General features: G+C 67.9%; 22 protein-coding genes. 8 read left to right on the top strand and 14 right to left on the bottom strand.

Translation table 11 applies throughout. The features are described from left to right. Nucleotides 1-72 precede the first annotated feature (72 nt). Nucleotides 73-1086, top strand: coding sequence for a LacI family DNA-binding transcriptional regulator (locus tag ACWF4Z_RS17190; RefSeq protein ID WP_452244024.1), 1014 nt, complete (start codon nucleotides 73-75; stop codon nucleotides 1084-1086). A 179-nt stretch (nucleotides 1087-1265) separates the two neighbouring features. Here ACWF4Z_RS17190 and ACWF4Z_RS17185 read toward each other — a convergent pair whose 3' ends face one another. From ACWF4Z_RS17185 to ACWF4Z_RS17175, 3 genes are all read right to left on the bottom strand, one after another. Next, nucleotides 1266-3359: a molybdopterin-dependent oxidoreductase gene (locus ACWF4Z_RS17185; RefSeq protein WP_452244023.1), complete on the bottom strand. Its 2094-nt coding sequence runs from the start codon at nucleotides 3357-3359 to the stop codon at nucleotides 1266-1268. 35 nt (nucleotides 3360-3394) lie between these two features. Next, nucleotides 3395-3907 (bottom strand): AAA family ATPase, encoded by a 513-nt coding sequence (locus ACWF4Z_RS17180; RefSeq protein ID WP_452244022.1) that lies wholly within the window; start codon nucleotides 3905-3907, stop codon nucleotides 3395-3397. Nucleotides 3908-3998: 91 nt separating this feature from the next. After that, nucleotides 3999-4598, bottom strand: a complete 600-nt coding sequence (locus ACWF4Z_RS17175) for a TetR/AcrR family transcriptional regulator (protein WP_452244021.1) — start codon at nucleotides 4596-4598, stop codon at nucleotides 3999-4001. A gap of 81 nt (nucleotides 4599-4679) precedes the next feature. On the opposite strand from ACWF4Z_RS17175, the gene ACWF4Z_RS17170 reads away from it, so the two are divergent. From ACWF4Z_RS17170 to ACWF4Z_RS17160, 3 genes are read left to right on the top strand one after another with little or no spacing between them, the layout of a single operon-like run. Continuing rightward, complete coding sequence (locus ACWF4Z_RS17170; RefSeq protein ID WP_452244020.1) at nucleotides 4680-5228, top strand: 2TM domain-containing protein; 549 nt, start codon at nucleotides 4680-4682, stop codon at nucleotides 5226-5228. 40 nt (nucleotides 5229-5268) lie between these two features. Beyond that, on the top strand, nucleotides 5269-5910 hold the full coding sequence (locus tag ACWF4Z_RS17165; RefSeq protein ID WP_452244019.1) for a Pr6Pr family membrane protein: 642 nt from the start codon (nucleotides 5269-5271) through the stop codon (nucleotides 5908-5910). 4 nt (nucleotides 5911-5914) lie between these two features. Continuing rightward, nucleotides 5915-6565 (top strand): class I SAM-dependent methyltransferase, encoded by a 651-nt coding sequence (locus tag ACWF4Z_RS17160; protein ID WP_452244018.1) that lies wholly within the window; start codon nucleotides 5915-5917, stop codon nucleotides 6563-6565. A gap of 60 nt (nucleotides 6566-6625) precedes the next feature. Here the strand turns inward: ACWF4Z_RS17160 and ACWF4Z_RS17155 are convergent, their stop codons facing one another. Next, nucleotides 6626-7258 (bottom strand): transglycosylase family protein, encoded by a 633-nt coding sequence (locus ACWF4Z_RS17155; protein ID WP_452244017.1) that lies wholly within the window; start codon nucleotides 7256-7258, stop codon nucleotides 6626-6628. A gap of 487 nt (nucleotides 7259-7745) precedes the next feature. On the opposite strand from ACWF4Z_RS17155, the gene ACWF4Z_RS17150 reads away from it, so the two are divergent. After that, the gene (locus tag ACWF4Z_RS17150) at nucleotides 7746-8438 is read left to right on the top strand and encodes a response regulator transcription factor (protein WP_452244016.1); all 693 of its coding nucleotides are present in this window, start codon (nucleotides 7746-7748) and stop codon (nucleotides 8436-8438) included. Here ACWF4Z_RS17150 and ACWF4Z_RS17145 read toward each other — a convergent pair. The 6 genes from ACWF4Z_RS17145 to ACWF4Z_RS17120 form a co-directional block, all read right to left on the bottom strand. Beyond that, on the bottom strand, nucleotides 8417-10132 hold the full coding sequence (locus ACWF4Z_RS17145; RefSeq protein ID WP_452244015.1) for an ABC transporter ATP-binding protein: 1716 nt from the start codon (nucleotides 10130-10132) through the stop codon (nucleotides 8417-8419). The two genes, ACWF4Z_RS17150 and ACWF4Z_RS17145, sit on opposite strands and share 22 nt — an antisense overlap. Beyond that, nucleotides 10129-11781 carry an ABC transporter ATP-binding protein gene (locus ACWF4Z_RS17140; RefSeq protein WP_452244014.1) on the bottom strand — a complete coding sequence of 551 codons (1653 nt, stop codon included), beginning with the start codon at nucleotides 11779-11781 and terminating at the stop codon, nucleotides 10129-10131. The genes ACWF4Z_RS17145 and ACWF4Z_RS17140 overlap by 4 nt, the downstream gene beginning before the upstream one ends. Next, nucleotides 11778-13694 (bottom strand): prolyl oligopeptidase family serine peptidase, encoded by a 1917-nt coding sequence (locus tag ACWF4Z_RS17135; protein WP_452244013.1) that lies wholly within the window; start codon nucleotides 13692-13694, stop codon nucleotides 11778-11780. The genes ACWF4Z_RS17140 and ACWF4Z_RS17135 overlap by 4 nt, the downstream gene beginning before the upstream one ends. Before the next feature lie 158 nt (nucleotides 13695-13852). Then, on the bottom strand, nucleotides 13853-13993 hold the full coding sequence (locus ACWF4Z_RS17130; protein WP_452244012.1) for a SapB/AmfS family lanthipeptide: 141 nt from the start codon (nucleotides 13991-13993) through the stop codon (nucleotides 13853-13855). Between the two features lie 4 nt (nucleotides 13994-13997). After that, nucleotides 13998-16571, bottom strand: coding sequence for a class III lanthionine synthetase LanKC (gene lanKC / locus ACWF4Z_RS17125; RefSeq protein WP_452244011.1), 2574 nt, complete (start codon nucleotides 16569-16571; stop codon nucleotides 13998-14000). A 219-nt stretch (nucleotides 16572-16790) separates the two neighbouring features. Continuing rightward, nucleotides 16791-17693, bottom strand: a complete 903-nt coding sequence (locus ACWF4Z_RS17120) for a hypothetical protein (protein WP_452244010.1) — start codon at nucleotides 17691-17693, stop codon at nucleotides 16791-16793. Nucleotides 17694-17828: 135 nt separating this feature from the next. On the opposite strand from ACWF4Z_RS17120, the gene ACWF4Z_RS17115 reads away from it, so the two are divergent. Beyond that, nucleotides 17829-18890, top strand: a complete 1062-nt coding sequence (locus ACWF4Z_RS17115) for a hypothetical protein (RefSeq protein WP_452244009.1) — start codon at nucleotides 17829-17831, stop codon at nucleotides 18888-18890. An 84-nt stretch (nucleotides 18891-18974) separates the two neighbouring features. On the opposite strand, the gene ACWF4Z_RS17110 is transcribed toward ACWF4Z_RS17115, so the two are convergent. From ACWF4Z_RS17110 to ACWF4Z_RS17095, 4 genes are read right to left on the bottom strand one after another with little or no spacing between them, the layout of a single operon-like run. Further along, on the bottom strand, nucleotides 18975-20057 hold the full coding sequence (locus tag ACWF4Z_RS17110; protein WP_452244008.1) for an ABC transporter ATP-binding protein: 1083 nt from the start codon (nucleotides 20055-20057) through the stop codon (nucleotides 18975-18977). A gap of 14 nt (nucleotides 20058-20071) precedes the next feature. After that, a complete protein-coding gene (modB, locus tag ACWF4Z_RS17105) occupies nucleotides 20072-20845 on the bottom strand; it encodes a molybdate ABC transporter permease subunit (protein ID WP_452244150.1) in 774 nt (257 codons plus the stop codon). Nucleotides 20846-20900: 55 nt separating this feature from the next. Next, complete coding sequence (gene modA, locus ACWF4Z_RS17100) at nucleotides 20901-21695, bottom strand: molybdate ABC transporter substrate-binding protein (protein WP_452244007.1); 795 nt, start codon at nucleotides 21693-21695, stop codon at nucleotides 20901-20903. Next, entirely contained in the window at nucleotides 21695-22090 is a 396-nt protein-coding gene (locus ACWF4Z_RS17095) for a TOBE domain-containing protein (protein WP_452244006.1), read from the bottom strand. The genes modA and ACWF4Z_RS17095 overlap by 1 nt, the downstream gene beginning before the upstream one ends. Before the next feature lie 98 nt (nucleotides 22091-22188). On the opposite strand from ACWF4Z_RS17095, the gene ACWF4Z_RS17090 reads away from it, so the two are divergent. Continuing rightward, nucleotides 22189-24108 (top strand): acyl-CoA dehydrogenase family protein, encoded by a 1920-nt coding sequence (locus ACWF4Z_RS17090; protein ID WP_452244005.1) that lies wholly within the window; start codon nucleotides 22189-22191, stop codon nucleotides 24106-24108. Next, on the top strand, nucleotides 24101-24718 hold the full coding sequence (locus tag ACWF4Z_RS17085) for a hypothetical protein (RefSeq protein ID WP_452244004.1): 618 nt from the start codon (nucleotides 24101-24103) through the stop codon (nucleotides 24716-24718). Before ACWF4Z_RS17090 ends, ACWF4Z_RS17085 begins: the two co-directional genes overlap by 8 nt. Nucleotides 24719-24818 lie beyond the last annotated feature (100 nt).

Genomic DNA, 24818 nt, shown 5'->3' with positions numbered 1-24818 from the left:
TGTAGAAATCGGCGCACACTGAGGGATTCCGGACCGACCGTCAACGGTCCGGCCGCCCGTGAGGAGTTCGTCGTGTCCCGAGTCACCATCAAGGAGATCGCCCGCCGCTGTGGGGTCTCCCAAGGCGCGGTGTCCTATGCGCTCAACAACCAGCCCGGCGTCTCCGAGGCAACCCGGGCGCGGGTGCTGAAAGTGGCCGCGGAATTGGAGTGGGTGCCCAACCGCGCCGCCCGGCAGTTGTCCGCGGCGCGGAGCGAGACGTTCGGGCTCGTCCTCGCCAGGAGTGTGCAGACCTTGATCGAGGAGCCTTATTTCATGGGCTTCATCGGCGGTGTCGAGTCCGTGCTGGGCGAGAAGTCGTACGCGCTGGCCTTGCAGGTCGTCGCCGATCTCGACGAGGAGCAGGCGACGTACCGCAAGTGGGCCGCGGAGCGCCGGGTCGACGGCGTGATCGTGGTCGACCTGAGGGTCGCGGATCCGCGCATCCCGCTGCTCCGGCGGCTAGGTCTGCCGGCTGTGCTGGTGGGCGATCCGGCGCTCGCGGACGGGATGCCGTGCGTGTGGACCGACGGTACGGCGGCGATGAACGCGGCCCTCGATCACGTCGCCTCGCTCGGCCATCGCGTGATCGCCCGGGTCGGTGGGCCGCCGGAGTTCGGCGACGTGTGGATTCGCGATCGGGCCTTCGAGGTGGCCCGCCGGCGGCTCGATCTCGACGGGCAGGTCCGCCACACCGACTTCTCCGCCGGACAGGGCGCCGCAGCCACCCGTGAGCTGCTCACGGTCGGACCGCGGCCGACCGCGATCATCTACGACAACGACCTGATGGCAGTCGCCGGCCTGGCCGTCGTCCAGGGACTAGGTCTGCGTACGCCGGACGACATCACGCTGGTCGCATGGGACGACTCCACCCTGTGCCGCATCACCCACCCAACCCTCACCGCCCTCAGCCACAACATCGTCACCTACGGCGCCGAGGTAACCCACCGCCTCCTCGACCTCATCAACGGCGCCCACCCCCAGTCCCACCTCTACTCCACCCCCCTCCTCATAATCCGAGAAAGCTCAGGCCGCCCACCCCCCTGACAACCGCCCCCCGCGGATCCACATTTGAGGGGCCGGCCCCTCAAATTGTGGGTTAGCCACCGGTATTCACTGTCCGCAACCCACCATTTCAGGGGCCGGCCCCTGAAATGGGCCCGGGACCGGTTGCCCGGGACCGGTTGCCCGGGACCGGTTGTCCGGGATCCGTCGGCGGGTGGGGGCTAGATGGGGGTGACTGTGACGGGGACGCCGTTGACTGCGGCGGTGCCGGCTACTGGGTCGGTGAGGTTGGGGTCGGTGATGTCGTTGGCGCTGGGGCCTTTGAGTTGGTTGGCGATGGTGAGGTGGGTGCCGGGGCGGTTATGGCCGAAGCCGTGCGGGAGGCTGACCACGCCCGGCATCATGTCGTTGCTCGCGGCAACTTCTACGGAGAGTGAGCCGGCGGCTGACGTCACCGTGACCAGTTGGCCGTCGGCGAGCTCCCGCCGGTCCAGATCGTCCGGGTTCATCAGCAGTTGATGCCGCGGCTTGCCCTTCACCAGCCTGGCCGAATTGTGCATCCACGAGTTGTTGTTGCGCAGATGCCGCCGCCCGATCAGCAACAGCTCGCCGTCGACCGCGACCGGCAGCTCCGACAGCCGTGGCACATCGTTCAGGATCATCGGCTGGGCCAGATCGATCCGCTTGCTCTGGTGGTGCAGCGCTCCGGGCAGCGCCGGCTGCAACGGCCCGAGATCGACCCCACCCGGCGACCGACGCAGCTTGCGGAGCGACAACCGGTACGGCCCGATCCGCAGGCCGAGATCGACGATCCGCTTCGGCGACAGCCGCAACCGCGCCGTGGCCTCGATGCGGCGCCGACTGACCGGAGTCCGTCGTACGAAGGCGAGACCGAGGTCGCGGAAGATCTCCCAGTCATGCCTGGCCTGCGGGGGTTTCGGCAGTACGGCGTCGTTCCAGCGCGAAGTGTTCCGGACGGCGAGCTGGTGGAAGACGACGTCGTAGTGATCGCGCTCGAGTGGCGGCGCGGGCGGCAGGATCACGTCCGCGTGCCGGGTCGTCTCGTTGATGTAGGGATCGACCGCGACCATGAACTCCAGCGAATCGAAGGCCTCGTCGAGCTTGCGGCCGTTCGGCGTGGACAGCACCGGGTTCCCGGCGATCGTCACCATGGCGCGGATCCGCCCGTCACCCGGCGTCAGGATCTCCTCGGCCATCGTCGACACCGGCAGCTCCCCACCGAACTCGGGCAGCCCACGGACCCGGCTCTTCCACACCCCGACATGCCCGCGGCCGAGACCGAGCAGCGGGTTCAGCGCGGGCCGCGGGAACATCGTCCCGCCGGGCCGATCGAGATTGCCGGTGATGATGTTGAGCACCTGGATCGCCCACTGGCAGATCGCCCCGAACTGCTGCGTCGACACGCCGACCCGCCCATAACAGGCAGCCCGATCGGCGGTCGCGAACTCACGCGCGATCCGCCGGATGACGTCCGCGCCGATCCCCGTGACCCCGGCCGCACGCTCCGGGGTCCACGGCTCGACCGCCGCCTCGACCGCCTCGAAGCCGTCGACGTACGACGCCGGCCGCGCATGACCGGCCGCGATCACCTGATGAATCACCGCGAGCAGGAACGCCGCATCCGTGCCCGGCCGGACGAAGTGGTGCTCGTCCGCGACCGCCGCCGTCTCGGTACGCCGCGGGTCGATCACGACGACCGTGCCACCCCGCTTGCGCACGTCCTTGAGCCGCCGCCCGAATCCCGGCGCGGTCATCATGCTGCCGTTGGACGCGAGCGGGTTGGCGCCAAGCATCAAGAGGTACGACGTCCGGTCGATGTCGGGGACGGCGACCATCAGCTGATGCCCGTACAGCAGGTACGACGCCAACATGTGCGGGAGTTGGTCGATCGAGGTCGCGCTGAACTTGTTCCGGGTCCTGAGCTGCCGAACCATCGTCGGCATGTGGGTGAGCGCGCCGAGACTGTGCACGTTCGGATTGCCGAGGTAGATCCCGACCGAGTTCCGTCCGTGCTCGCTCTGGATGCCGGTCAGCTTGTCGACGATCAGTTCGTACGCCGCCTCCCACCCGATCTCCTGCCAGCCGTCCGATGTCCGTCGTACCGGGGTGGTCAGGCGGTCGGGATCCTCCTGGAGATCGCGGAGCGCGACCGCCTTCGGGCAGATGTGACCACGGGAGAGTGGGTCGGACTCGTCGCCGCGGATGTCGGTGACGTGGCCGTCCTCGACGGTCACGAGGACACCGCAGATCGCTTCACACAGGTTGCACGAGGTCCGCCGTACTGTGGTCGCCATCCGGCCAAACTACCCCCGAGTAAGGGGAGTCGCCATCACTCGAAGCGGGCCTCGTCCAGGCGGCCGAGGATGGCGTCGACGGTTTCGCCGGGGGAGAGGTCGGAGTTGTCGAGCCAGAGGCCGCGACGCGGGCTGAAGGCGTGCAGTTCGTAGTCGAGCTCGTCGACGAGGTGATGTGCGCCGCCGAGCCGGCCGGAGATGACCTCGGGGCGTGGTGTCAGTACGACGAGGTACCGCGGCCGGGTCGTGATTCCGTCGAGGAACTCGCGGAGCAGCTCGCCGATGACCACGTCCTCGAGAACCACGGTGAAGCCTGCCTCCGCGTAACCGTCGGCGACCTGGCAGGCCAGCCGGTACCGGAGCTGGAGCTGCTTCTGGGCGGCGGCGCTGTCGTCGCGCATCGAGGCCTGGCCGCTGACGATCATCCGGCGGAAGACATCACCGCGAAGGTGGACGCCGTACTGGAATCGCTCGGCCAGCAGGTGGGAAACCGATGACTTTCCAGCCGCCATGATGCCGCTGACGACGATGACCCCCTCGGTCTCCATGCAGGTGATCGTGCCACGCAGCGCGGGGTTTTAGTCAGGTCTCCTCGAATCTTGTCTGTAACCGGACACACACCTTGGTTTGTAAGGCTTTTCAGGCCAGCAGGGACTCGATGTGATGGCGGAGGAGCTGCCGGATCCGGGTCGGCGTGGTGTGGTCCGGCTGGATCGCGGCGTGCAGGGCGAGACCGTCGATCAGGGCATGCAAACGCTCGACCTCGAGCGCGAGGTCGAGACCGTCCTTCAGGGCCCCGGCCGCGCCGAGTGCGCCCAGGAGCGTGCCGCACAACTGGCGCAGGTCGTTGTGCACCTTGTCCACGTGCCGATGCAGGGTGTCGGCGCCGCTCTCGGCCTGCGCCTGGGCCATGAAGGCCAGCCAGACGTCGAACTCGGCGCGGCGCTCGGCGTCGAGCGGAAGGACCTGCTCGAGGTAGCGCAGCGCGATGGTGAGCGCGCTGCCGTTGGTCCCGAGGGCCTCGACCCGCTGTTGGACCCGGCTGCTGACCAGGTCCATCGCGAAGCTGAGCAGGCCGTCCTGGTCCGGGAAGTAGTAGCGGACGGCACCCGCGGACCAGCCGGCCTCGGCGGCAATGGTCCGGACCGAGGCGGCGCGGATGCCGTCGCGGCGGACGACCCGCCAGAGCGCTTCGGCGATCTCCTCGCGGCGGGTTTCGTGGTCGACGATCTTCGGCACGCGTCCTTTTTAGCACAGCTGTGTTAGAGTCTTTTGTAACACGACCGTACTTAATAAATCTCTCGGGGAAGGTGAACCACTGTGCTGCTCGCTGTGATCGCCGCGTGTGAGATCGGCTTCTGGGTCCTGCTCGCCGCCGGCCTCGTGACGCGTTATCTGCTCCGCCTGCGCAAGCTCGGCCTGGTGCTGCTGGCCGCGGCGCCGCTGGTCGACGTGGTGCTGCTGGTCGCCAGCGTGCTCGACCTCAAGCGCGGCGGAGAGCTGAACTTCAACCACTCGCTGGCCGCGATCTTCATCGGTGTCAGCGTCGGCTTCGGCCACCAGACGTTGCAGTGGGCGGACAAGTGGGCCGCGCACTACCTGGGTGGCGAGCCGCGGCCGGCCAAGCCGCCGATGGATGGTCCGGACCGGGCTCGTCGGGAGCGCGCCGGGTGGTACCGCCATCTGCTCGCGTACGTGATCGGTGTCGTGATCATGATCGGACTCGGCCTGCTGTCGGGTGACGGGTGGAACGCGGCCCTCGGTCCGGCGTACGGCTGGACGATGATCCTCGGCATCGACGCAATCGTCTCGTTCAGCTACTCCGTCCACAGCGGTGAGCCCGCGGCGAAGGAGAAGCAGTCGGCCTGAGATCCCCGCTGACTACGCCCGGTCGTCGTACATTGCGACCATGACGACGACTGGGCGGATCTGGGCCGGAGTCACCGCGCTGGTCGTGGTGGCCGGCATCGTGATTCAGCTGATCGTGACCGCGAACGGGACCGACGGGTTCTTCCCGGACAACCCGGACCGCGTCTTCAACGTGTTCGCGTACTTCACCATCCAGTCGAACCTGCTGCTCGGCGGCACCACGCTGATGCTCGCGCTCCAGCCGGACCGCCCGGAGAGCACGCTGTTCAAGACACTTCGCTTGAACGGCGTTCTGTGCATCGCGGTGACCGGGATCGTCTACCACGCAGTGCTCGCCGGCCACGACTCCCTGCACGGGTGGGCGGAGGTGGCGAACTTCCTGCTGCACACAGCAGCTCCGGTGCTCGGCGTACTGGGCTGGCTGTTGTTCGGACCGCGTGGCGCGACCGAACCGCGGATCGCACTGTGGTCGATCGTCTACCCGCTGCTGTGGATCGCGTTCACGCTGGTCCGCGGCGAGTTCGTCGGGTTCTACCCGTACGACTTCGTCAATGTCACGGATCTCGGGTATGGACGGGTGCTGCTGAACTGTCTGCTGGTCGCGGTACTGTTCCTGGCTCTGGCGGCCGGAGCGACCCTCCTGGACCGCCGGTTGCGCCGCAGGACAACCGTCGAAAGGTAGACCCGTGCTGGTGACCTCGCGCTCGTACGCCGAGTACGAAGCGATGTTCGACCTGAAGGAACTCCCCGACTCCGTGCTCGACTGCTGTGCCGGAGGTGCGAGCTTCACCGCCGAGGCCGCGGAACGCGGCGTGGATGCGATCGCGGTGGATCCGGCGTACGAGCTGGAGCAGTCCGAGCTCGTGGACACGGTCCGGCGCAGCCTGCCGGCCACGTCGGGGATCATCGACGAGCACCAGGGGAGTTTCGTCTGGCACTGGTACGGGACGCCGGAGCGCAAGGACCAGTTTCGGGTCGAGGCCGCTGACCGGTTCCTGCAGGACATCGCCGCCACGCCCGAGCGTTATATCGCGGCCGGTCTGCCGGACCTGCCGTTCGGCGATGGCCGGTTCGAGCTGGTGCTGTGCTCGCACCTGCTCTTCACGTGGTCCGACAAGTACGACCGCGAGTGGCACGAGACCGCGCTCCGGGAGCTGATCCGCGTCAGCAATGCGGAGGTCCGGGTGTTCCCGCTGGTCATGCAGGGTGCGGGCGAGCCCGTGCCGTACCTGCACGACATGTTGGAGGGCCTGGAAGGTGTCAGGTACGAGATCCGGAAGGTGCCCTACGAGTTCCAGGTCGGCGCCGACGAAATGCTCGTCATCACGAAGTCCTGAGGGCCGGTCGAGTGGCGGGAGGACGGTCTACCGCCACCCGACCGGGGTTGGAGCGGGGGGTCAGGGGAGGTAGCGGCCGCAGACGGGCCACGGGGAGTTGCCCCGCTGCGCGTACAGCTTCTTCGCGCGCATGAGCTGCTCGGCTGCCGATGCGTTGATCGGGTTGCCGGTGCCGCCGACGCTGCGCCAGGTCTGCAGGTCGAACTGGAAGAGGCCGTAGTACCCGGCCGGGTTGACGGCCCGCGGGTTCCCACTGGCTTCGCAGTTGGCGACCTTGGCCCAGGCGCCGCTCAGGTTCACCTTGGTGCTCGGCGCGGACCGGTCCTCGGAGCGGCTGGTCTTGACCTTGCGCTCGACCTTGCGGACCTTCGTGGTCTCGACCTTCACGGCGACCTTGCGCGGGGTGACCTTGCGCGGTGCGGCGGTCTTCGTCACGCCGTCCAGCGTCAGGGTCTGCCCGATCAGGATCAGATCGGGATCCTTCAGGTGGTTGATCTTGGCCAGCTCGTGCCAGTTGGCACCGTTGGCCTGAGCGATCTCGGAGAGGGTGTCGCCGGCCTTGACCGTGTAGTCAGAGGCGAACGCCGCACCGGCGCCGGCGGCGGTGATGCCGGCTCCGAGGCCGGCGATGGTGAGGGTCCGGGCCACCCGGCGAGTCGATCGCCGGGGGCGCGCATGTCGGGCCTTGGACATGGGTAACGCGCTCCTTGTCGAGCTTGGGCATGGTGGGAACGCACCAGGCCCCCCGTTCAGGGGAGGGGAGGGGCATCCGGACAGGATCACAGAAGGGCGTCCGAATGGTCACGCCACGGTAACGACGCGACGGAAGTCATCCTGTGCGACCATTGCCGGAAATGCAAGACCAATCCGCGATCTGCCCCGGGTTTTTTCGGTCGCTTGACGTACCGAAAGCCCAACAACTGGACGGTTTCCCGAGTTCGGAGTGGCAGGTTTGGGTGTTTCCGGAGCGGGGTAGTTCAGGCCCGGCACCGATCTGTTTCCACCCGCCGGAAATAGCGTTCCGGCATCATTCCACGGTGAGCTCGCGGATGATGTCCCGGTCGGCGTCCGGCCAGGCGTTGTACGACGCCTTGCCCGGCCGGCTCGATCGAGGGAGTTCGGCTGCGCAGGTAGGGCAGTGTGTCAATTCATGCGTGCCATTCGCGGACTTCGCTCGTTGATGGAAACACGGGCACCGCCGTCCGGCAGTTGGTTTTCCGCCGCGGCGCGGCGACCGCTGGATGAGGCGACGGACGTGATGGGGGCAGTAGCGGTGATCCGAGTAGCTCTCGGGCATCGCGGCACACTGGTGCGTGGTGCACTGGCCGCGGTGCTGTCAAGGGAGAACGATCTGGACGTGGTGGCCGAGCTCGACCGCTCGGAGGATGTCCTCCAGGTGGCCGGCCGTCGGCCGCACGTCGTGCTGCTCGATCCACAGCTGCCCGGGCGGATCCGGATCGAGGAGTTGTGCCGGAAGCTGACCGCGCCTGGTGTGCTGGTGCTGATCGACCACGAGGCGATCGCGGCGACCAGCCTGTCGCTGGTGAAGCAGGCGCCGAGGATCGGGTTGATCGCCACGGATGCGACCACCGACCAGCTGGTGCAGGCGGTGCGCGACGTGGCCAAGGGTTTGCCGGTGGTCGACGTACGGCTCGCGGTCGCGGCGTTGAAGGCGGGTGACAATCCCCTGACCGATCGTGAATGCGAGGTGCTGCGGCAGGTCACGACGGGAGCGACGGCGCAGGAGGTCGCGCGGACGCTCAGCCTGAGCGCCGGCACGGTCCGAAACTATCTGTCCCGCATCCTGGCCAAAACGGGCGCGCGCAGCCGGATCGAGGCGATTCGAAAGGCTCAGGACGCGGGCTGGATCTGACTGCGCTCCTGTCTTCTCCTTTCCTGGTGAGGGGTTGGCGCCCAGTTGCCGTGCAGGTCGCGGTACAGGCGAGAGGTGCGCATCAGGCTGACGTGCGTGCCCAGGGCCGCCTTGTTGCCGTCGAGGACGAGAATGCGCCGCGCCCGCAAGGCAGAGCTGATGCGGTGTGCGATCACGATGAGCGTCCCGCCGCGGCGAGCGAACGCCTCCTCGGCTCGCCGTTCGGCTTCGGGATCGAGGAAGCAGGTCGCCTCGTCCAGCACGACAAGCGGAGCCGGCGACAGGTACGCGCGGACGAGAGCGATCAACTGCCGTTCACCGGCGGACAGATCACCGGGCTCGACCTCGGCGGTCAATCCACCGATCCGCGCGACCAGGGCAGTTGCCCCCACGGCGGCGATCGCCTCGGCGATCTCCTCGTGCGTGGCATCAGGCAGCAAGTAGGTCACGTTGTCCAGCACCGATCCACTGAAGACATACGCCTCCTGCGGGATCAGTACGCGCGTCGCCGCCAACCGCTCCGGGGTGACTTCATCCGGAGGTACGCCGCCCAGCAGCAACCGGCCGTCCGTGGGTGTGAGCATCCCGCACACGAGTCCGGCGAGTGTGGACTTCCCGATACCACTCGGTCCGACAACCGCCAGATGCTCGCCCTCAGGAATGGTCAGCTCGAGGTTGTCCAACACGGGCTCGGCGTTCGGCCCGTACGCGAACGTCAGCCCGCGCAGACGGACGCTGAACCCTGTAGGTGTCTCGACCCGGTGACCTTCGGACGCCGCCGGTGAACTGTCCAGGATCCGCCCCAGCGTAATCACGTACCGCAGACCACTGTCGCCGAGCGCACCCATCACGGTGCTCAGCGCAGGCTGCAGTCCGATCAGCACGTAAGTCAGCCCGCCGAGCAGTGTGCCGGTGCTGACTCCGCGTCCAACCAGCCACGGACCGGTGGCCAGCAGGATCAACAGTGGAAGCCATCCGCCGACCGCGAAGCACAAGGTCCGCAGTGCCGCGACCTTGGCCAAGGCACGCTCGGCCGAAGCATGCGCCTCGATCGGCTCCCCGACCAGCCGGCCGGCGAACTCCTCCGTCCCGGCCGCCGTGATGTCGCGCACCCCGCCGAACACCATCCCCGCCGACGCCGCAAGGTCCTCGTCCGCCTTCAACGAAGCCCGAACCCGATCCGCCGCCATCCCCAAAACCGCCAGGGACAAAGCGAATCCCAGCAGAAACGGCGGTACGACGAATGCCGCCACCAAAGGAGCGAGCGACAACAATCCGGTCAGTACGCCGAACAATGTGATTGCAAAACTTCGCAGCACGAGAACCAATCCCGCGAAGGTATCCCGGACAATCTCGACCTGCCGATTGAGTCGCGCCACCGCACTGTCGTCGCCGGATCGCAAAGCACCGCCGACCACCCGCCGGACCAGGTCGTCCCGGAGCGGCTCGACCAGCGCGCCGAGCCGGCCGTAGACCTGCCGCGCGCCCGCCGCGCCCAGACACGCGGTCGCGATCAAGCCGCCCAGCCAGGCGATGCCTTGCCAGGCGTGTCCGCCGAGAAAGCTGTCCGTCGCATGCGCCACCGCGAGCCCGTAGACCGCGGTCGGCAGGATCTCCGGAATCGACCACCCGATCAGTCCGATCGTGGCCCGCTTCTTCAACGCGGCAGCGCCGTACGCCAGCTCTCGCTTCATCCAAAGACTTGTCTGTACGACGTGTTGTGCCAGAGGTCGGCGTGGTGGCCTACGGCCCGGACCTGGCCGTGGTCGAGCCAGACGACCAGGTCGGCGCGGGCCGCCGTGGCCGAGCGGTGCGTGACGATGAGGCGGGTGCGGTGGTGCCGATCCTCGATCAGGGTATGGCTGATCTGCCGCTCGGTGGCCGTGTCGAGGCTCGAGGTCGCGTCGTCCAGGACCAGCAGGCGGCTCGCGGCCCAGGCCCGGGCCAGGCCGAGGCGTTGGCGTTCACCGCCCGACATTGGTGCCTTGCGCAACGAAGTGAAATAGCCGTCGGGCAGTCGGCTGACGAAATCGTGGGCGTGCGTGGCGCGCGCGGCAGCCAGCGTCCGGATCGGGCTGACGGCGTCCGGTGCGATGGCCTCGCCGATCGTCCGCCCGACCAGTTGTGGGCGCTCGAACGCGCACCCGACCGCGCTGCGCAGGGCGTGCCGGCTAACGGCCTGCAGCGGCACGCCGTCCAGCGACACCTGTCCGGCCGATGGATCGCGGAGTCGGGCCGCGATCGCCGCGAGAACAGACTTGCCGGCACCGCTCGGCCCGACGACCGCGACCGTCGCGCCACCCGGCAGGTCGAGATTCACGTTGTCCAGCAGGACACTCCCACCCGCAATGACGCTGACACCGTTGAAACTCAGGTGCCCTGGCCCGAAGGGGAGGGGCAGCGAACCATGGGCGACCGGCTCGATCGCGATCACCTCGGCGGCTCGCTGGACACCGGCCTTGGCACGGGCGATCTCGCCGATCACACCGGTCAGATTGCCGAGCCCGGCGCCGAGCACGGCGTACTGGGACGCGGCGAACAGCTCTCCCGCAGTGATGTGGCCGGAGACGAGTTGTAGGCCGCCGACGGCCAGGACGGCGACGAGCACGAGCGGACCCACGATCGCCGCCTGTGCACCGGAGCGGGCCAGGATGCGCCAGGTGACGACGCCGTGGCGGTGCAGCTCGGGGAGGAGGCCAAGGATGCGGCGTTGTTCGCGCTCCGCCGTACCGGCGGCTGTGATCGTGCGGATGCCGGTGAGTGATTCGGACAGCAGGGAGGCGATGCGGCCTTGGGTCTCTTGGTAGGCGAGGCTGACGTTGGCGGTGCGTTTCGCGAAGGTCCAGAGGACGAAGATCACCAGCAGCACGCCACCGAAGAACGCGGCGGCGAGCCAGGCATCGATCACCGCGAGCAGGACGAGGCTGCCGATCGGAGGCGCGATGGCCGCGACCGCGGTCACGGCCGCGGGGCCTGCCTGGGCCGCGTCGGTGGCGTTCGCCGAGACTCGGGTGACGAGGTCGCCGGTCTCGAAGTCGCGAGTACGCTCCGGGCCGCCGTTGATCACGTGCCGAACGAGGCGATGCCGTAGCCAGGCCGTGGTTTCGGCGACACAGGCCGCGCCGGCGAACGCGTCGACGATGCTCGCCGCGATCCCCAGCGCGATCAACGCGGCCGCGGCGATCAACCACTTGGTGTAGTCGGTGTGGGCGACGATCGCGTCGACCGAGTGACCGAGGATCGTGGGGAGGGCGAGGGTGACAGCGCTGCCGATCAGGGCGTTCAGGCCGATCAACGGCAGCCAGCCACGCCCATGCTTGGCGACCTCGCCGAAGGTGATCACGGCGTCAACCCGGTGTGGTCGCAGATGAAGGCCAACATGTCCGCCGCGAGGCCCATACCGCCGGTCACGTGACCCGCGTCGGGCTCGTTGCGGAGCAGGATCAGACTCTCGGTCGCATGCTGAAGAGCGGCGCACATCTTCCTTGCGTGCAAGGGATCCACGCGGGTGTCGTTGCCGAAGACGGTGAACAGAACGGCCGGATACTTCACGCCGGCAGCGACCTGGTGGTACGGCGAGTAGGCCAGCAAGGTCCTGAATTCCTCCGGATCCTGCACGGACCCGAACTCCGGAACCCATCGCTCGCCGAGCCCGGACAGCTCGTAGCGAACCATGTCGGTCAGCGGCGCCGAGCAGACCGCGGCCGCGAACAGCTCTGGCCGCTGAGTCAGCACCGCCGCAACCAGCAGGCCGCCGTTCGACTCGCCGCAGAGCGCCAGCTGGTCCGGGGTTGTCCAGCCTTCGGCGATCAGATGCTCGGCCGCGGCGATGAAGTCGTCGAAGACCTTCTGCTTGTTGTGGACAGTCCCGGCTTGGTGTGAATCCGCGCCGCGCTCACCTCCACCGCGCACATGCGCGGTCACGAAGGTCCCGCCGGCCTGGACCCAGGCCAGCGCGAACGCCGAGTACGTCGGAGACAGCGTCTGACCGAATCCGCCGTACCCATAGAGGATCGTGGGCCGCGGTCCGTGGCTGCCGGCCTTGGTGATCGCCGTGAGCTGGAGCTTGGTGCCGTCGGGGGAGGCGTAGGTGAGGACGTGCGTCTCCGCCTCGATCGAGGCGTCGTTGCCGGCCTGCGAGGTCGCCTGTCCGGTTGTGGCGTCGTAGCAGTAGACGACCGGCGGCGTGACGCTGTCTGTGTAGGTGAACCATGCTTGCGTTCCGCCGTCGGGGCGCGCGGTCAACGAGCCAACCGAGCCGACGCCCGGCAGGTCGACAGCGCTGAGCTGCCGTCCGGATTCTCGATCGTGAACGGTGATCGCGCTGCTCGTGCTGATCAGTACGACATCGTCGAGGATCGCGAGGCCCGTCAGCGGGGCATCAGGCGTGACGTAGTCGTGCCAGCGAGTGGGATCTGTGGGATCGCCGACGCAGATGCGCCCGGTGGGAGCATCGCGCGTCGTGACGACATAGAGGCGGCCATCGGGGCCGACCGTCATGATCGTGGTCGCGTCGATACCCGCTTGGAGCTGGGCCGGTGGCTCGGTGCCGGCGAGATCCGCCAGCCAGAGGTCGTTCGCCGCGCCGCGGGCCGCGGAGATCGTCAGCCAGCGGCCGTCCGTGCTGATCTCCAGACCGTACGACGCTTCGCCGGCGAGGATCGTGGTGTCCTCGGGAACGCCGAGGTGGTGGCGTCTAACCTGCCGGAAACGGACGTAATAGAAGGCGCTTCCGTCCGGAAGCCACGCGATCGGGGCGTACCGGCAGCCGTCGATCGGGCCGTCGACGACCTGACCGCTGTCGACGTCGAGGATGTAGAGGACGGACTGCTCGTCACCACCGCGCGAGACTTGGAAGGCGAGTTTGCTTCCGTCCGGGGAAGGCTGCCATCCGTCGAGCGTGGTGAGGCCGGTCGGGTCCAGCTGCAACGGATCAAGCAGTGGCCTCTCGGGGCTTGCGACGTACAGGACCGGGTGTTGTTGGCCGGGCTCCCGGCGGACGGTGAACGAGCGGTTGCCTCGCCAGATCGGGGTGGACACGCCGGCGACGTTCGAGAGGGCTCGCACCTCGTTGCGGAAGCGGTACCGGCTGGACAACGAGCCAGCGTACTCCAGCCAGAGGGTGTCCTGGTCTTCCAGCCATCGCGTCGTCTTCGCGGCCGAGGCGTCCTCGAGCCAGCGGTACGGATCGGCGACGGCACAACCGTGCACCTGCTCCACGAGCGGTAGCCGCTCGGCGCATGGATGAGACTGCACGGGATTCCTCCTTCCAACCGGGCGGATCTGGCTCGGCGCCGGAGACCGGACCGAGACAGGTCCGGCCCTGGGTGGGTATGCCGCCCACCCAGGGCCTTCAGAACCTGGCAACACAGGAAACCTGGCAATTCAGGAGAATCTGGTCACCTTGGTGCCGATCAGTGGCAGAGCAGCAGGCTCAGGTTGCTCGGGGTCTGCGACGCGCAGCCCAGGATGGTCAGCGTGGAGCCGCCACCGTGGTGACCGCCGCCGTGACCGTAACCCGGGGTCTCGAGACCCTGGAGGTCGAGAAGTGCCATGTGTTTACACCTCCTTCGGTGCAAATTGTCGGGATGGGGACTCGGACCACTGGGGAGGTCCGAGGAACGGGAGGGACACCGGCGCGTCGTGCAGCGCCGTACCCAAAGCCAGCAGGACGCCGGCCGATCCGGTCGCCAGGTCCATCGAGAGACGGAGCAACTGGGTGCCCGGGTACGCGAGGCCGCCCTCGAACGGCATCGCGTGCCAGCCGAGTCCGGACACGAGGTCGTCGACCGTCGCCTGCTCCTCGCCGAGCTCAGCGGCGGTGAGGAGCAGGCCGGCGCGACCCATGAACAGGCCGGGCTGGACGTAGAAGGAGCAGTGCGTCACGCGCTGCAGCTCGGCGAGCGTCGTCGCGAGCTCATCGGAGGGGCGATGCCGCAGGTAGCGTTGCAGAACCAGCGCGATCCCGGCCGAACCCTCTTCGAGATAGGGCAGCGTCCGCCAACCCTGATTGATCTGCCGCATGCCGTCCTGGGTGCGGACGGTCCGCTTCAGGTCCTGCCGGATCGCGATCTCGGCCAGATCCAGCAGCCCGGTGTCGCCGAGCTGCTCGAATGCCTGCAGGAACAGCAATGCAGGGCCTGCGGATCCGTACATCAGCCCGGCGCGCGCATGCTGGCCGCCACTGATCTCGGTCACGGCATTCACGTCGCCGAGCCGGTCGGCGACCAGGTCCAGGACGCGGACCGCCTGAGCGCGCAGGCTGGGCTCGGTGTCGAAGTGCAGGAGACTCAGACCGATGCCGGCCAGGCCTGAGTGCAGTCCGAGCTCGCGTGAGCTCCAGTCGTCGGCGAGTGTCCGGTCGACCAGGTCGAGTGCATCTTGCCGGTATCCGAGCTCGTCGAGCACATGCGCCACCCCGTGCAGACCGTCGTACAGGCCCGGGCCGGTCTCTGTGTCCACGGCCCGCGCGCGCAACCAGTCGTCGTACTGCGGGATCCGCCCGGCGCCCGTCTTCGCGAGGGCGTAGAGGACACCGGCGGCGCCGGTGGCAAGGTTGATCCCGCCGCCGTCGCGGAACTGTGCGATGTCACCGGGGAAGAGCCGATCGGTGCGCCCAGGTGTCGCGCTCGCGACGATGGATCGCTTGAGCGCGTCCCGGACGTCGGACCACTCGGCCTCGCCTGGAAGCGCGAGGTCGACCATCTCCGGATCGTGCGTGGCGGCGCCGACGATGGTGCGGACTGCCGTATCGATGGTTGCCCTTGGCACCGGAAAGATCTCGGTGATCATGTCGGCGAGCTGGAAAGCCTTGCCGGGATGCAGGTTCAGCAGGATCGTTGCCTGCGGCGCATAGATGCCCAGCGCGATGCAGGCAAGCGCGTACTTGTCGACGTCGACGCCTTGCCGGTCGACCGGCGCTGCGTAGCCGGGGTGGGCAAGCGTCGACCGGGCCTTGTCCTCGGCCTTGGTCGCGACCTCGAAGTCGATCAGCGTGAGCCGGCCGTCCACGTCGAGGAGGACGTTGTCCGGGTGCAGGTCGCAGAACACGACTCCGCGCTCATGCAGCTGCCCAACAGCTTCGCCGACCTTGGTGATCATCGACGTGGCCCACTCGGCGTACTCCGCCTTGTCGGCCTCGGTCGCATCCGGGTGGGTCAGCGGATAGCGCCGCACCAGCTCGCGTTGCAGCGAGACCGAATCGATGTGCTCCTGGACGAGGAACTGATGCTCGCCCAGTTGCAAGTAGTCGTGCACGGTCGGCACGACCTCGAGTCCGTCCAGCTGATCGAGGATGTCCTTCTCGTGGGCGATCCGTGCGACCGCATCCCGTCCGGCCATGTCGAGACCGGCGTACGGGCGTCCTTCCTTGAGGACCACGCGGTCACCGGTCTCGTTGTGGTGACCGAGATACACCCCGCCGCCGTTGGAGAACTGGATGACGCCGTCGATCGTGTAGGCGAGCTCGTTGGTGCTGACCGCGTTGCGTGCGTCGAGGTGCGGCTGGAGGAAGTCCGGCAGCGTCACCCATGACGGGAGTGCGAAGGTGGGCCCGCGATGGTCCGGGACCAGCCGCCCCTGCCCGTCCTCGAGCGCGAGGACGCGCTCACCCGTGTCGGACAGGCAGTACCTGCTGGCAAAGGCGCCGTACCGCACGAAGAGTGGGCCTTCGCCGAACCGCAGATCGCTCAGAATGTAAGGGCCCTTGACGCCGTGGAGGGTCTCGTCGAGCTCCTTGAGCACGAGCTCGAGCTGCGCTTCGTCGGTCGGGTAGATCGTGACGAGCTTGCCACTGGATCCCCGCGGCGCGGCCTTCGAGTTGACCATCACCAGGACGGGCTCGTTGCGGAGGAACTTGAACGCGATCCCCCGCGGCACGCAGTAGTCCCAGACGGCTTCGAGCGTCCGCTCGACGTCGGTCAGGCGGGCGGAGACGTGAATCTTCCAGCCCTGCTGGGAAAGCTTGAGGTCGGCCGGCGCGTAGTGCATCCAGGTCTCGCCCGGCACATGCTGCCAACCGGCCGGCACCGGCCGCGAGCTGATCGCGAAGTCCGGGTGCTGGGCACCACGATTGGCCGGCGTCTCGTAGAACCGCCGATCCGCAAGGCAGTAGAACTCGTAACTCTCGTGCATGGCTGTCCGACCCCCCTTCCGTGGTGCCCCGGAACATCTTGGGCGCCCTCGCCAGGGGTGGCGTAGTGCACGATGTCATCACTCTCGTGTGAAGAACCCACACACTACGAGTGAGTAACTAAACACTCTTCGTTACGTCTCTGCAGGATTTGAGCGTGGATTCCGCCGTTACACGATGTCAATCCGCGACAGAACCATCACGACCCGTAACGTCGGCGGTCATTGTTCGTGCCGAGTGGTGATGCCAGAGGTGTAGAGGACCTGACCGGTGTCGAGCTCGATATTCGAGTGATCGAGGAGCAGGTTCACCTCTCCTCGTGCCGTCGATCCCCGGGTCGGGAACTCGACCGCGACGACCGGAAGGTGATGGGTGGAGAAGTGGCCGCGGCCGGTGTGGTCCTTGCGCCACCAGACCTCGACCGGAGGCCGCACGACGCCGTGTTCCAGCCGGCCGGCGACCACAGTTCCGCGGCCGGGTATGGCGAACCGCTCCGACACCACGAACCGCACGACGTCCGGGTCGATGCGCGGCCACCACTGTGTCGCACCGGTGACGCCGAAGGTCTGCTCGATCTGACGCTCCGCTTCGGCCGGCTCGATCTCGACCAGGTTGGGCGACTGATGCGGGCCGTTGACGAGGAAGTCCCTGAGCTTCGAGTTCGTCTCCGACCACTTGGGCGCCCGGCCGAAGTGGGACTCGAAGAAGCGCCCGGGATCGTTGATCAACCGATGGACGGCGGAGAATCGCTCGCCCTCGAAGCTGTACTCGACCCAGTAGCGGGCGAAGTGCTGGGGATCCGCCACGAGCTCGGCCGCCCGGCTCTCGTCGATCGGCAGCCGGAACGACGGGCTGTCACTCGGAACCCGCGGCCCGCCGGTGCTCTGCTCGAGCAGCGGCCAGTCCGCCGGGTCCGCAGAGGCCGGCAGCGGAGTGACCCAGGTGCCTTCCGGGTGCCAGTCCTGATCGAGCATCGAGAAGTACTCGTACGTCGTACCGCGATACCGCCACAGCCCGTCGAACGCCTCCCGCTCGACTACCGGCAGCCCAAGCTGCTTCGCGTTCGCGCCGCTCTCCGTGTAACGCGAGTTCTTGTGGTTGGGCTTGACGAAGTACTGATACATCCGCAACTCCCTCGCTCAGGAGCCTTCTTTCTATCCCGAGCGAGGGTCGTCAACCGGCGGTCAACCACAGCCGACCCGGCAGCGCCCAAGCGAACCGTGGCGGGGCGACAGTTGGCCGGACGGATACCTTCAGGTGTGGCCGAGGACTGGTTAGAGGTACGCCGTGAGCTCCAGCGCAACCGCTATGAGTGGGGTGTCGAAGCAGCTGCCGACTACCCGTCGGATCACCGCGTTGCCGGTACGCCGTTGCTGGCGCCAAGCCCGTGGATCCCGGCCACGCCGATTCCGCTGGAGTCGATCCGGCTGGAGTACGACCCGGACGCGGTCTTCAACGGAGTCACTGGTCGCGCGTTCGAGGCCGAGGGGACTGTGTATCCGTCGTACGCGGATGCCATCGCCGACTTGGCACCGCCTGCTGTGTTCGAGAATCGGCCTACCTACAGGCTTCTGAGTGCAGACCTGACCGCCTCGACGCCGGTGCTCCGGCTGGGGCGCGGCACCTACTTCGACAGCATCAACACCGGGGAGGCGTCCGCGCACGAGTACGCCGCCCGCCGACTGGGACGTCGTGCGGACACTCCACTCCGGACTGCTATCGGCGCTCCCTGGGATCCGACGCGGCGTCCAACCAACCTGGCGATCAGCACTCTGGTGATCCGCCGGGGCAGCCCGTCCACCTTCCTGGTTCACTGGCGCGACCCCGCCAAGGTCGGTCACGCCGGCGGTCTCTATCAAGTGGTCCCGTCCGGTGTCTTCCAGCCGAGCGCCGACGCCGCCTGGAACGAACAGAACGACTTCAACCTCTGGCGAAACCTGGTCCGCGAACTAGCCGAAGAACTACTGGGCACGTCCGAGGACCACGGCAGCGACACCGCTCCCATTGACTACGACAGCTGGCCCTTCGCCATCGCACTGGGCGCAGCCGTCTCCACCGGCGCGGCCCGGGCGTACTGCGTGGGTCTCGGCGTGGATCCGTTGACCTTCGCCACCGACCTGCTGACCGTCCTGGTCATCGACGCGGCCACCTTCGACGACCTCTTCGGTACGGCGATCACCGACAACGCCGAAGGTCGCGTACTGACCCCGCAACCCTTTACTGCTTCGATAGTCAACGACTTCACCCACGAGAGACCCATGCAAGCCGCCGGCGCTGCCATCCTCCAACGAGCCTGGCAGTCCGTGCAGCTCGACAGGTAGTGCGCATGCGAGACGGTGTACGCGCCGAGTCCGCCACGCTCAGGTGCACTAGCTGCGTCGGGACACCTCCTGTCGACCTGTACGTCAGATCGGGTAGGTAGTGATTTCGGTGGCCTTCAAGGTCGCGGTTAGCGGGTGGCCGGGGGTGGGGCGGAGGTCGGCCACTGCGGCTGGGGTGATGTCGGCCAGCAGGACTGAGGGGCCGGTGGGGGTGGCGTCGAGCCGCACGCGGACGGTGTGGGCGTGTTGCTCGATGCCGGTGACCACGGCTGACCACGTGTTGCGGGGGCTGCCCGTCGGACGATCGGGGTAAAGGCTGACCGCGGTGGGCGGGAAGGCTACGTGGACCGGGCCGGTGGCGGGTTCGGCGAGGGTGATGGTGCCTCCCTCCGGCAGGGTCACGGTCGTCTCGGTGGTGGTGGTCCCATCCGACAGGGTCACCGGCTTGCTGGTTGAGGTGCCTCGGTAAAGGTTGAGGCCGACGAGTTGGGCGACGTAGTCGGTGCGCGGCCGGCGGGCTATGTCGGTGGGAGTGCCTTCCTGGACTATGCGACCGTTCTCGATGATGACCAGGCGGTCGGCCAGGACCATGGCGTCCAGCGGATCGTGGGTGATGAGCAGGGTGCGCCCTTCGTACCGGCTGAGGTGCTGACCGAGTTCGGCGCGGACGTGCAGCGTCGTACTGGCGTCCAAGGCGGCCAAAGGCTCATCCAGCAACAAAAGCTCGGGGTCTGTGGCCAGAGCCCGAGCGAGGGCAACCCGTTGGGCCTGGCCGCCGGACAGCGCACGCGGCCGGGCCCGTGCGTACGACGACAACCCGACGGTGTCGAGCCATCGGGTCGCTTCGGCGCGGGCGGCGGATTTGTCGACGCCACGGGCCCGGAGGCCGAAGGCAACGTTCTCCAGACAGCTCAGGTGGTCGAAGAGCAGGTAGTCCTGGAAGACCACGCCGATGGGCCGGCGGTCCGGCGTACGGAAGGTCTTTGGGGGTTCGTCCCACACGGCGGAGTCCAGCGCGATGCGGCCGCCGCCTAAGGGGAGCAGGCCCGCGATGGCGCGGAGTGCGGTGGTCTTGCCGGCGCCGTTGGGGCCCAGCAATGCGACGACCTCGCCTGGCTCGACAACCAGGTCCAGAGCGAGGTCAAACGATCCACGTGTCACTCGCATGTCGGCGTACAGGGTCACTGGAGCCCACCGATCCAGCGCTCGCGCAGTGACGCCAGCACGGCGACCGACACGAGCATCAGCACCAGACTCAGTACGACGGCAACGTCCGGGTCGGTCTCCAACGCCAGGTACACCGCCAGCGGCATGGTGGTCGTCGTACCAGGCAGGTTGCCGGCGAACGTGATGGTGGCGCCGAACTCGCCGAGTGCACGAGCCCAGCACAGGACGGCGCCGGCCACGACGCCCGGCGCGATCGACGGCAGCGTGACCCGCCGGAAGGTCAGCCAGCGACCTGCGCCGAGCGTTGCGGCCGCCTCCTCGTAGCGAGGGTCAGCCGCGCGCAGTGCGCCCTCAACGGAGATCACCAAGAACGGCATAGCCACAAAGGCTTCTGCCACGATCACACCAGCCGTCGTGAACGGGAGAGTGATGCCGAACCACATGTCCAGGTGCTGACCGATCAGGCCGCGACGTCCGAGAACCAGCAACAGCGCAACGCCTCCCACCACCGGCGGTAGCACGAGTGGAACCGTCACCAACGCCCGGATCAGGCCCCGGCCAGGCAAGCCACCGCGAGCCAGCAGCCAGGCCAGTGGGATGCCTAGAAGGAGACAAATCAGCGTTGCGGCCGTCGCACACACCAGGGACAACCGGAGCGCAGTCCAGACGTCCGCACTGAAGAGGTGACTCGGGAGCGTGGACCACGGCGCCTTGGCGATCAGACCGATGAGTGGCACCAGCAGAAACGCCAGGCCGATCAAAGCAGGCAGCAGGAGCACAAGGGGCAGCCGCCCGCTCGCGCTCCTGCTGCTACGACTCACAATGTGCCGAAACTACTACGGCTCACGGAGCACCGAAGCCGGCCGCCGACAGCACTGCCTTGCCCTTGTCTGACAGAACGTAGTCGACGAAGGCCTTCGCGCCGTCCGCATTCGGTGCGTTGGTCAGCGTGGCGATCGGGTACTCGTTGACGGCCTTGCTCGCCTCGGGGAACTCGATGCCCTCGACCTTGTCCTTCGCGGACAGCACGTCGGTCTTGTAGACCAGCGCGGCATCGACCTCACCGAGACCGACCTTGGTCAGTGCGGCCTTCACGTCCTGCTCGAGGCTGTCCGGCTGCGCGGTGATCCCGGTGGCCTTGAACACCTTGTCGGCCGCGGCGCCGCACGGCACCTGGACGGCGCAGAGCGCGATCTTCTTGCTCTTGTCGGCGAAGTCCTTCAGCCCGGTGATCTTGCCCGGGTTGCCCTTCGGGACGGCGATCTCGAGGGTGTTGGAGACGAAGTTCGTCGGGGTGCCCTTGTCCTTCACGTCGTCCATGTTCTTCGGCGCGGCCGAGGCGAACACGTCGGCCGGGGCGCCCTGGTTGATCTGCTGGGCCAGCGCCGAGCTGCCGGCGAAGTTGAACTTCACCTTCACCCCCGGGTGCGCGGCCCCGAAGTCCTTGCCCAGCTGGGTGAATGTCCCGGTCAGCGAAGCGGCAGCGAACACGGTGATGTCGCCGGACAGGGTCGGCGTACTGCTGCTACTGCTCGCCCCCGACGGCGAGGACGACGCGGCCGGGCTGTCGTCGCCGCAGCCGGCGAGGGCGAGCGCGGAGACCGCGGCAAGGGTGGCGATCGCGGTACGACGGAACATCAGGCCTCCGGGATTTCGACGACGACATGGGTGGACTTGATCGAGGCGACGGCCACCACACCTGGCTCCAGACCGAGCTCGTCGGCGGCCTCACGGCTCATCAGCGACACGACGCGGAACGGCCCGGCCTGCATCTCGACCTGGGCCATCACGCCGTCCTTGAGCACGCGGGTGACGATCCCCCGCATCCGGTTGCGCGCCGACGCGGCGGTCGTGTTCCCCGGCTCCGGCGATTCGGCCAGCTCCTGGGCGAAGCTGGCGAGCGCTCGCCCGTCGACAGCCATCCGGCCGTTCTCCTGGACAGACGGCAATCGTCCCTGATCGACCCACCGACGAACCGTGTCGTCGCTGACTCCCAGGAGCGCCGCCGCCTCACTGATCCGCAAATTCGGCACGGCAGACAGCATACTTCCGCAGATGCGGATGGGCTCCGGTTTTCCACACTTACGAACCGGTGACGGAAAGTGGCGGCGAATCCTCGTAAGTTAAAGGCATGAGCGAATCGGGGATGCGGGAGTACCTGGACGGGCCGTACAAGGCGGCCCGCGACGTAGTGCGCGCCGGCCTGGTGCGCGCGGACGCGTTCGACCTGGCCGTGCGCCTGCCGCGGGACGAGTATCGCGACAAGGTGCTCGAGCTGCTGCAGGAGATCACGGCCGAGGGACATCCGGCGCGCGGTTTTCCGAAGGAGTACGGCGGTGGTGGTGATCTAGGTGGGTTCATCGCCGGGTTCGAGATGCTCGCCTTCGGGGACCTCTCGCTGATGGTGAAGGCGGGCGTGCAGTTCGGACTGTTCGCCGGCGCGATCCTGCAGCTGGGCACCGAGAAGCACCACGAGCGGTATCTCGCCGACGCGATCGGTGGCCGGCTGCTCGGCTGCTTCGCGATGACCGAGACCGGCCACGGGTCGAATGTCCAGGCCCTCGGGACGACCGCGACGTACGACGCCTCGACCGGGGAGTTCGTCGTGCACACACCCACCGAGGCGGCCCGGAAGGACTACATCGGCAACGCGGCACGGCACGGGCGGATGGCGGCCGTGTTCGCGCAGCTCGTGGTCGGCAGTGAGACCCATGGCGTGCACTGCCTGCTGGTCCCGATCAGGGCCGAGGACGGCACGGCGCTGCCCGGCGTGACGCTGTCCGATTGCGGCCCGAAGCTGGGGCTGAACGGGGTGGACAACGGGCGGATCGTGTTCGACCAGGTCCGGGTCCCGCGGGAGGCGCTGCTCGACCGGTATGCGCAGGTCGATGCTGACGGCAACTACCAGAGCGAGATCGAGAATCCGGACCGCCGGTTCTTCACCATGCTGGGCACGCTGGTGCAGGGACGGGTGTCGGTCGGTGGTGCGGCGATCAACGCGAGCAAGGTCGCGCTGGCGATCGCGATTCGGTACGGCGCCGAGCGCCGGCAGTTCGGTGCGCCGGGAAGCGCGGACGAGGCGCTGCTGCTCGACTACCGGATGCATCAGCGGCGGTTGTTGCCGTTGCTCGCGCGGACCTATGCGTTGCACTTCGCGCAGGCGGAGCTGGTGGACGAGTTCGTGCGGGTCTTCGGGGACGACGGCAACGAGCACGACCGGCGGGCCCTGGAGGCGCAGGCGGCCGGGACGAAGGCACTCGGGACGTGGCATGCCACCGAGACGATCCAGATGTGCAGGGAGGCGTGTGGCGGCGCCGGGTACCTGGCGGAGAACCGGTTGGCCACGTTGAAGGCGGACACCGATGTGTTTACCACCTTCGAGGGGGACAACACCGTTCTCCTGCAGCTGGTGGCGAAGGGGTTGCTGACCGACTATCGGGAGTCGTTCGGGAAGCTGGATCCGCTCGGCACGGCCCGGTTCGTCGCGGCGCAGGCGGTGGAGATCGCGGTCGAGAAGGCGGCCCTGCGGCCCTTGATCGAGCGACTGCGCGACGTCGTACCGAATCGCGGCGACGCGGCCGATCCGGATGCCGGGTTGCGGGATGACGCATATCACTCCGGGTTGGTGCGGTTCCGGGAGCAGCACATGCTGGCCGGGGTCGCGCGCCGGCTGAAGGCGGGGATCGATGCGGGCGACGATCCGTTCGACGTGTTCAACCGTTGCCAGGACCATGTGATCGCGGCCGGGCGGGCGCACGTGGACCGTGTCGTCCTGGAGGCCTTCCAGGTCGCGGCGGAGAATGCGCCGGACGAGATTCGCCAGCAGCTGAAGGACGTCTACGACCTGCACGCGCTGGCGACGATCGAGGCCGAGCGCGCCTGGTACCTCGAGCACGGCCGGCTGTCACCCGCACGATCGAAGGCGATCACGGCCCTGGTCAACGAGCTGTGTGCGGTCGTCCGGCCGTCGGCGCTGGAGCTCGTCGACGCGTTCGGCATACCGGGCTCGGCGGTGGAGGTGCCGATGGTTGTACCGTCGCAGCATGAGTGAGCCGATCGAACCCGCCTCGGCCGCCGAGGCCGCCCGCGAACTCGCCCGGGTGCTGCTGGAGCAGGCAGACGCTCTGGACCTGCACGACCTGCGGGCTACCGGCGCCATCGAGAACGTCCGGGTCCAGGCCCGGACGCTCGCCGACGCCGTCCACGAACGGGGCTGGGGTGACATCTTCCTCGGGATCGACTCCTACGATCCCGACGAGCTGGACGACCTGCCGCTGGGTCCGGACGACTTCGACGATCCCGAGGACTACCGCGAGATCGTCGAGGGCGACGATCTCGAGGAGCTGGAGGAGCCGCTGCTGCCCGCGGACGGTGTCCGCGTCAGCTACCAGGCCCGGTACGACTATGTCGTCACCGATCCCGACGCCTTCGTCCGGTACGTGCGCAGTCGCGCGGACGAGGCGCAGAACGACGAGGTCATCGACGACATCGAGGACGCGCAGTCGGCCTTCGAGCTGCTCTGCTACCTCGACGGTCTCGGCTCCAAGGACTACGACAACACCGGCCTCCTCCCGGCCGGCGGCGAAGAGTCCCACAAAATCGTCGAGTTCTCCCTCTGGGACCTCGACCCCACCCGCCGAGACGACACCTACCCGTACTAACCCGCGGGGGGGGGCGGGCCCCCCGCGCCCCCCCCCCCACCACCCCGCGCGGCGCCCCCCCGGGGGCGGGGGGGGAGCCCGGGGGGGGGTGGGTTTTGGG

The organism is Kribbella sp. NPDC055071, from assembly GCF_053608045.1.
Note: the sequence above shows the minus strand (reverse complement) of the source record. Positions and strands in the feature narration are given on the sequence as shown.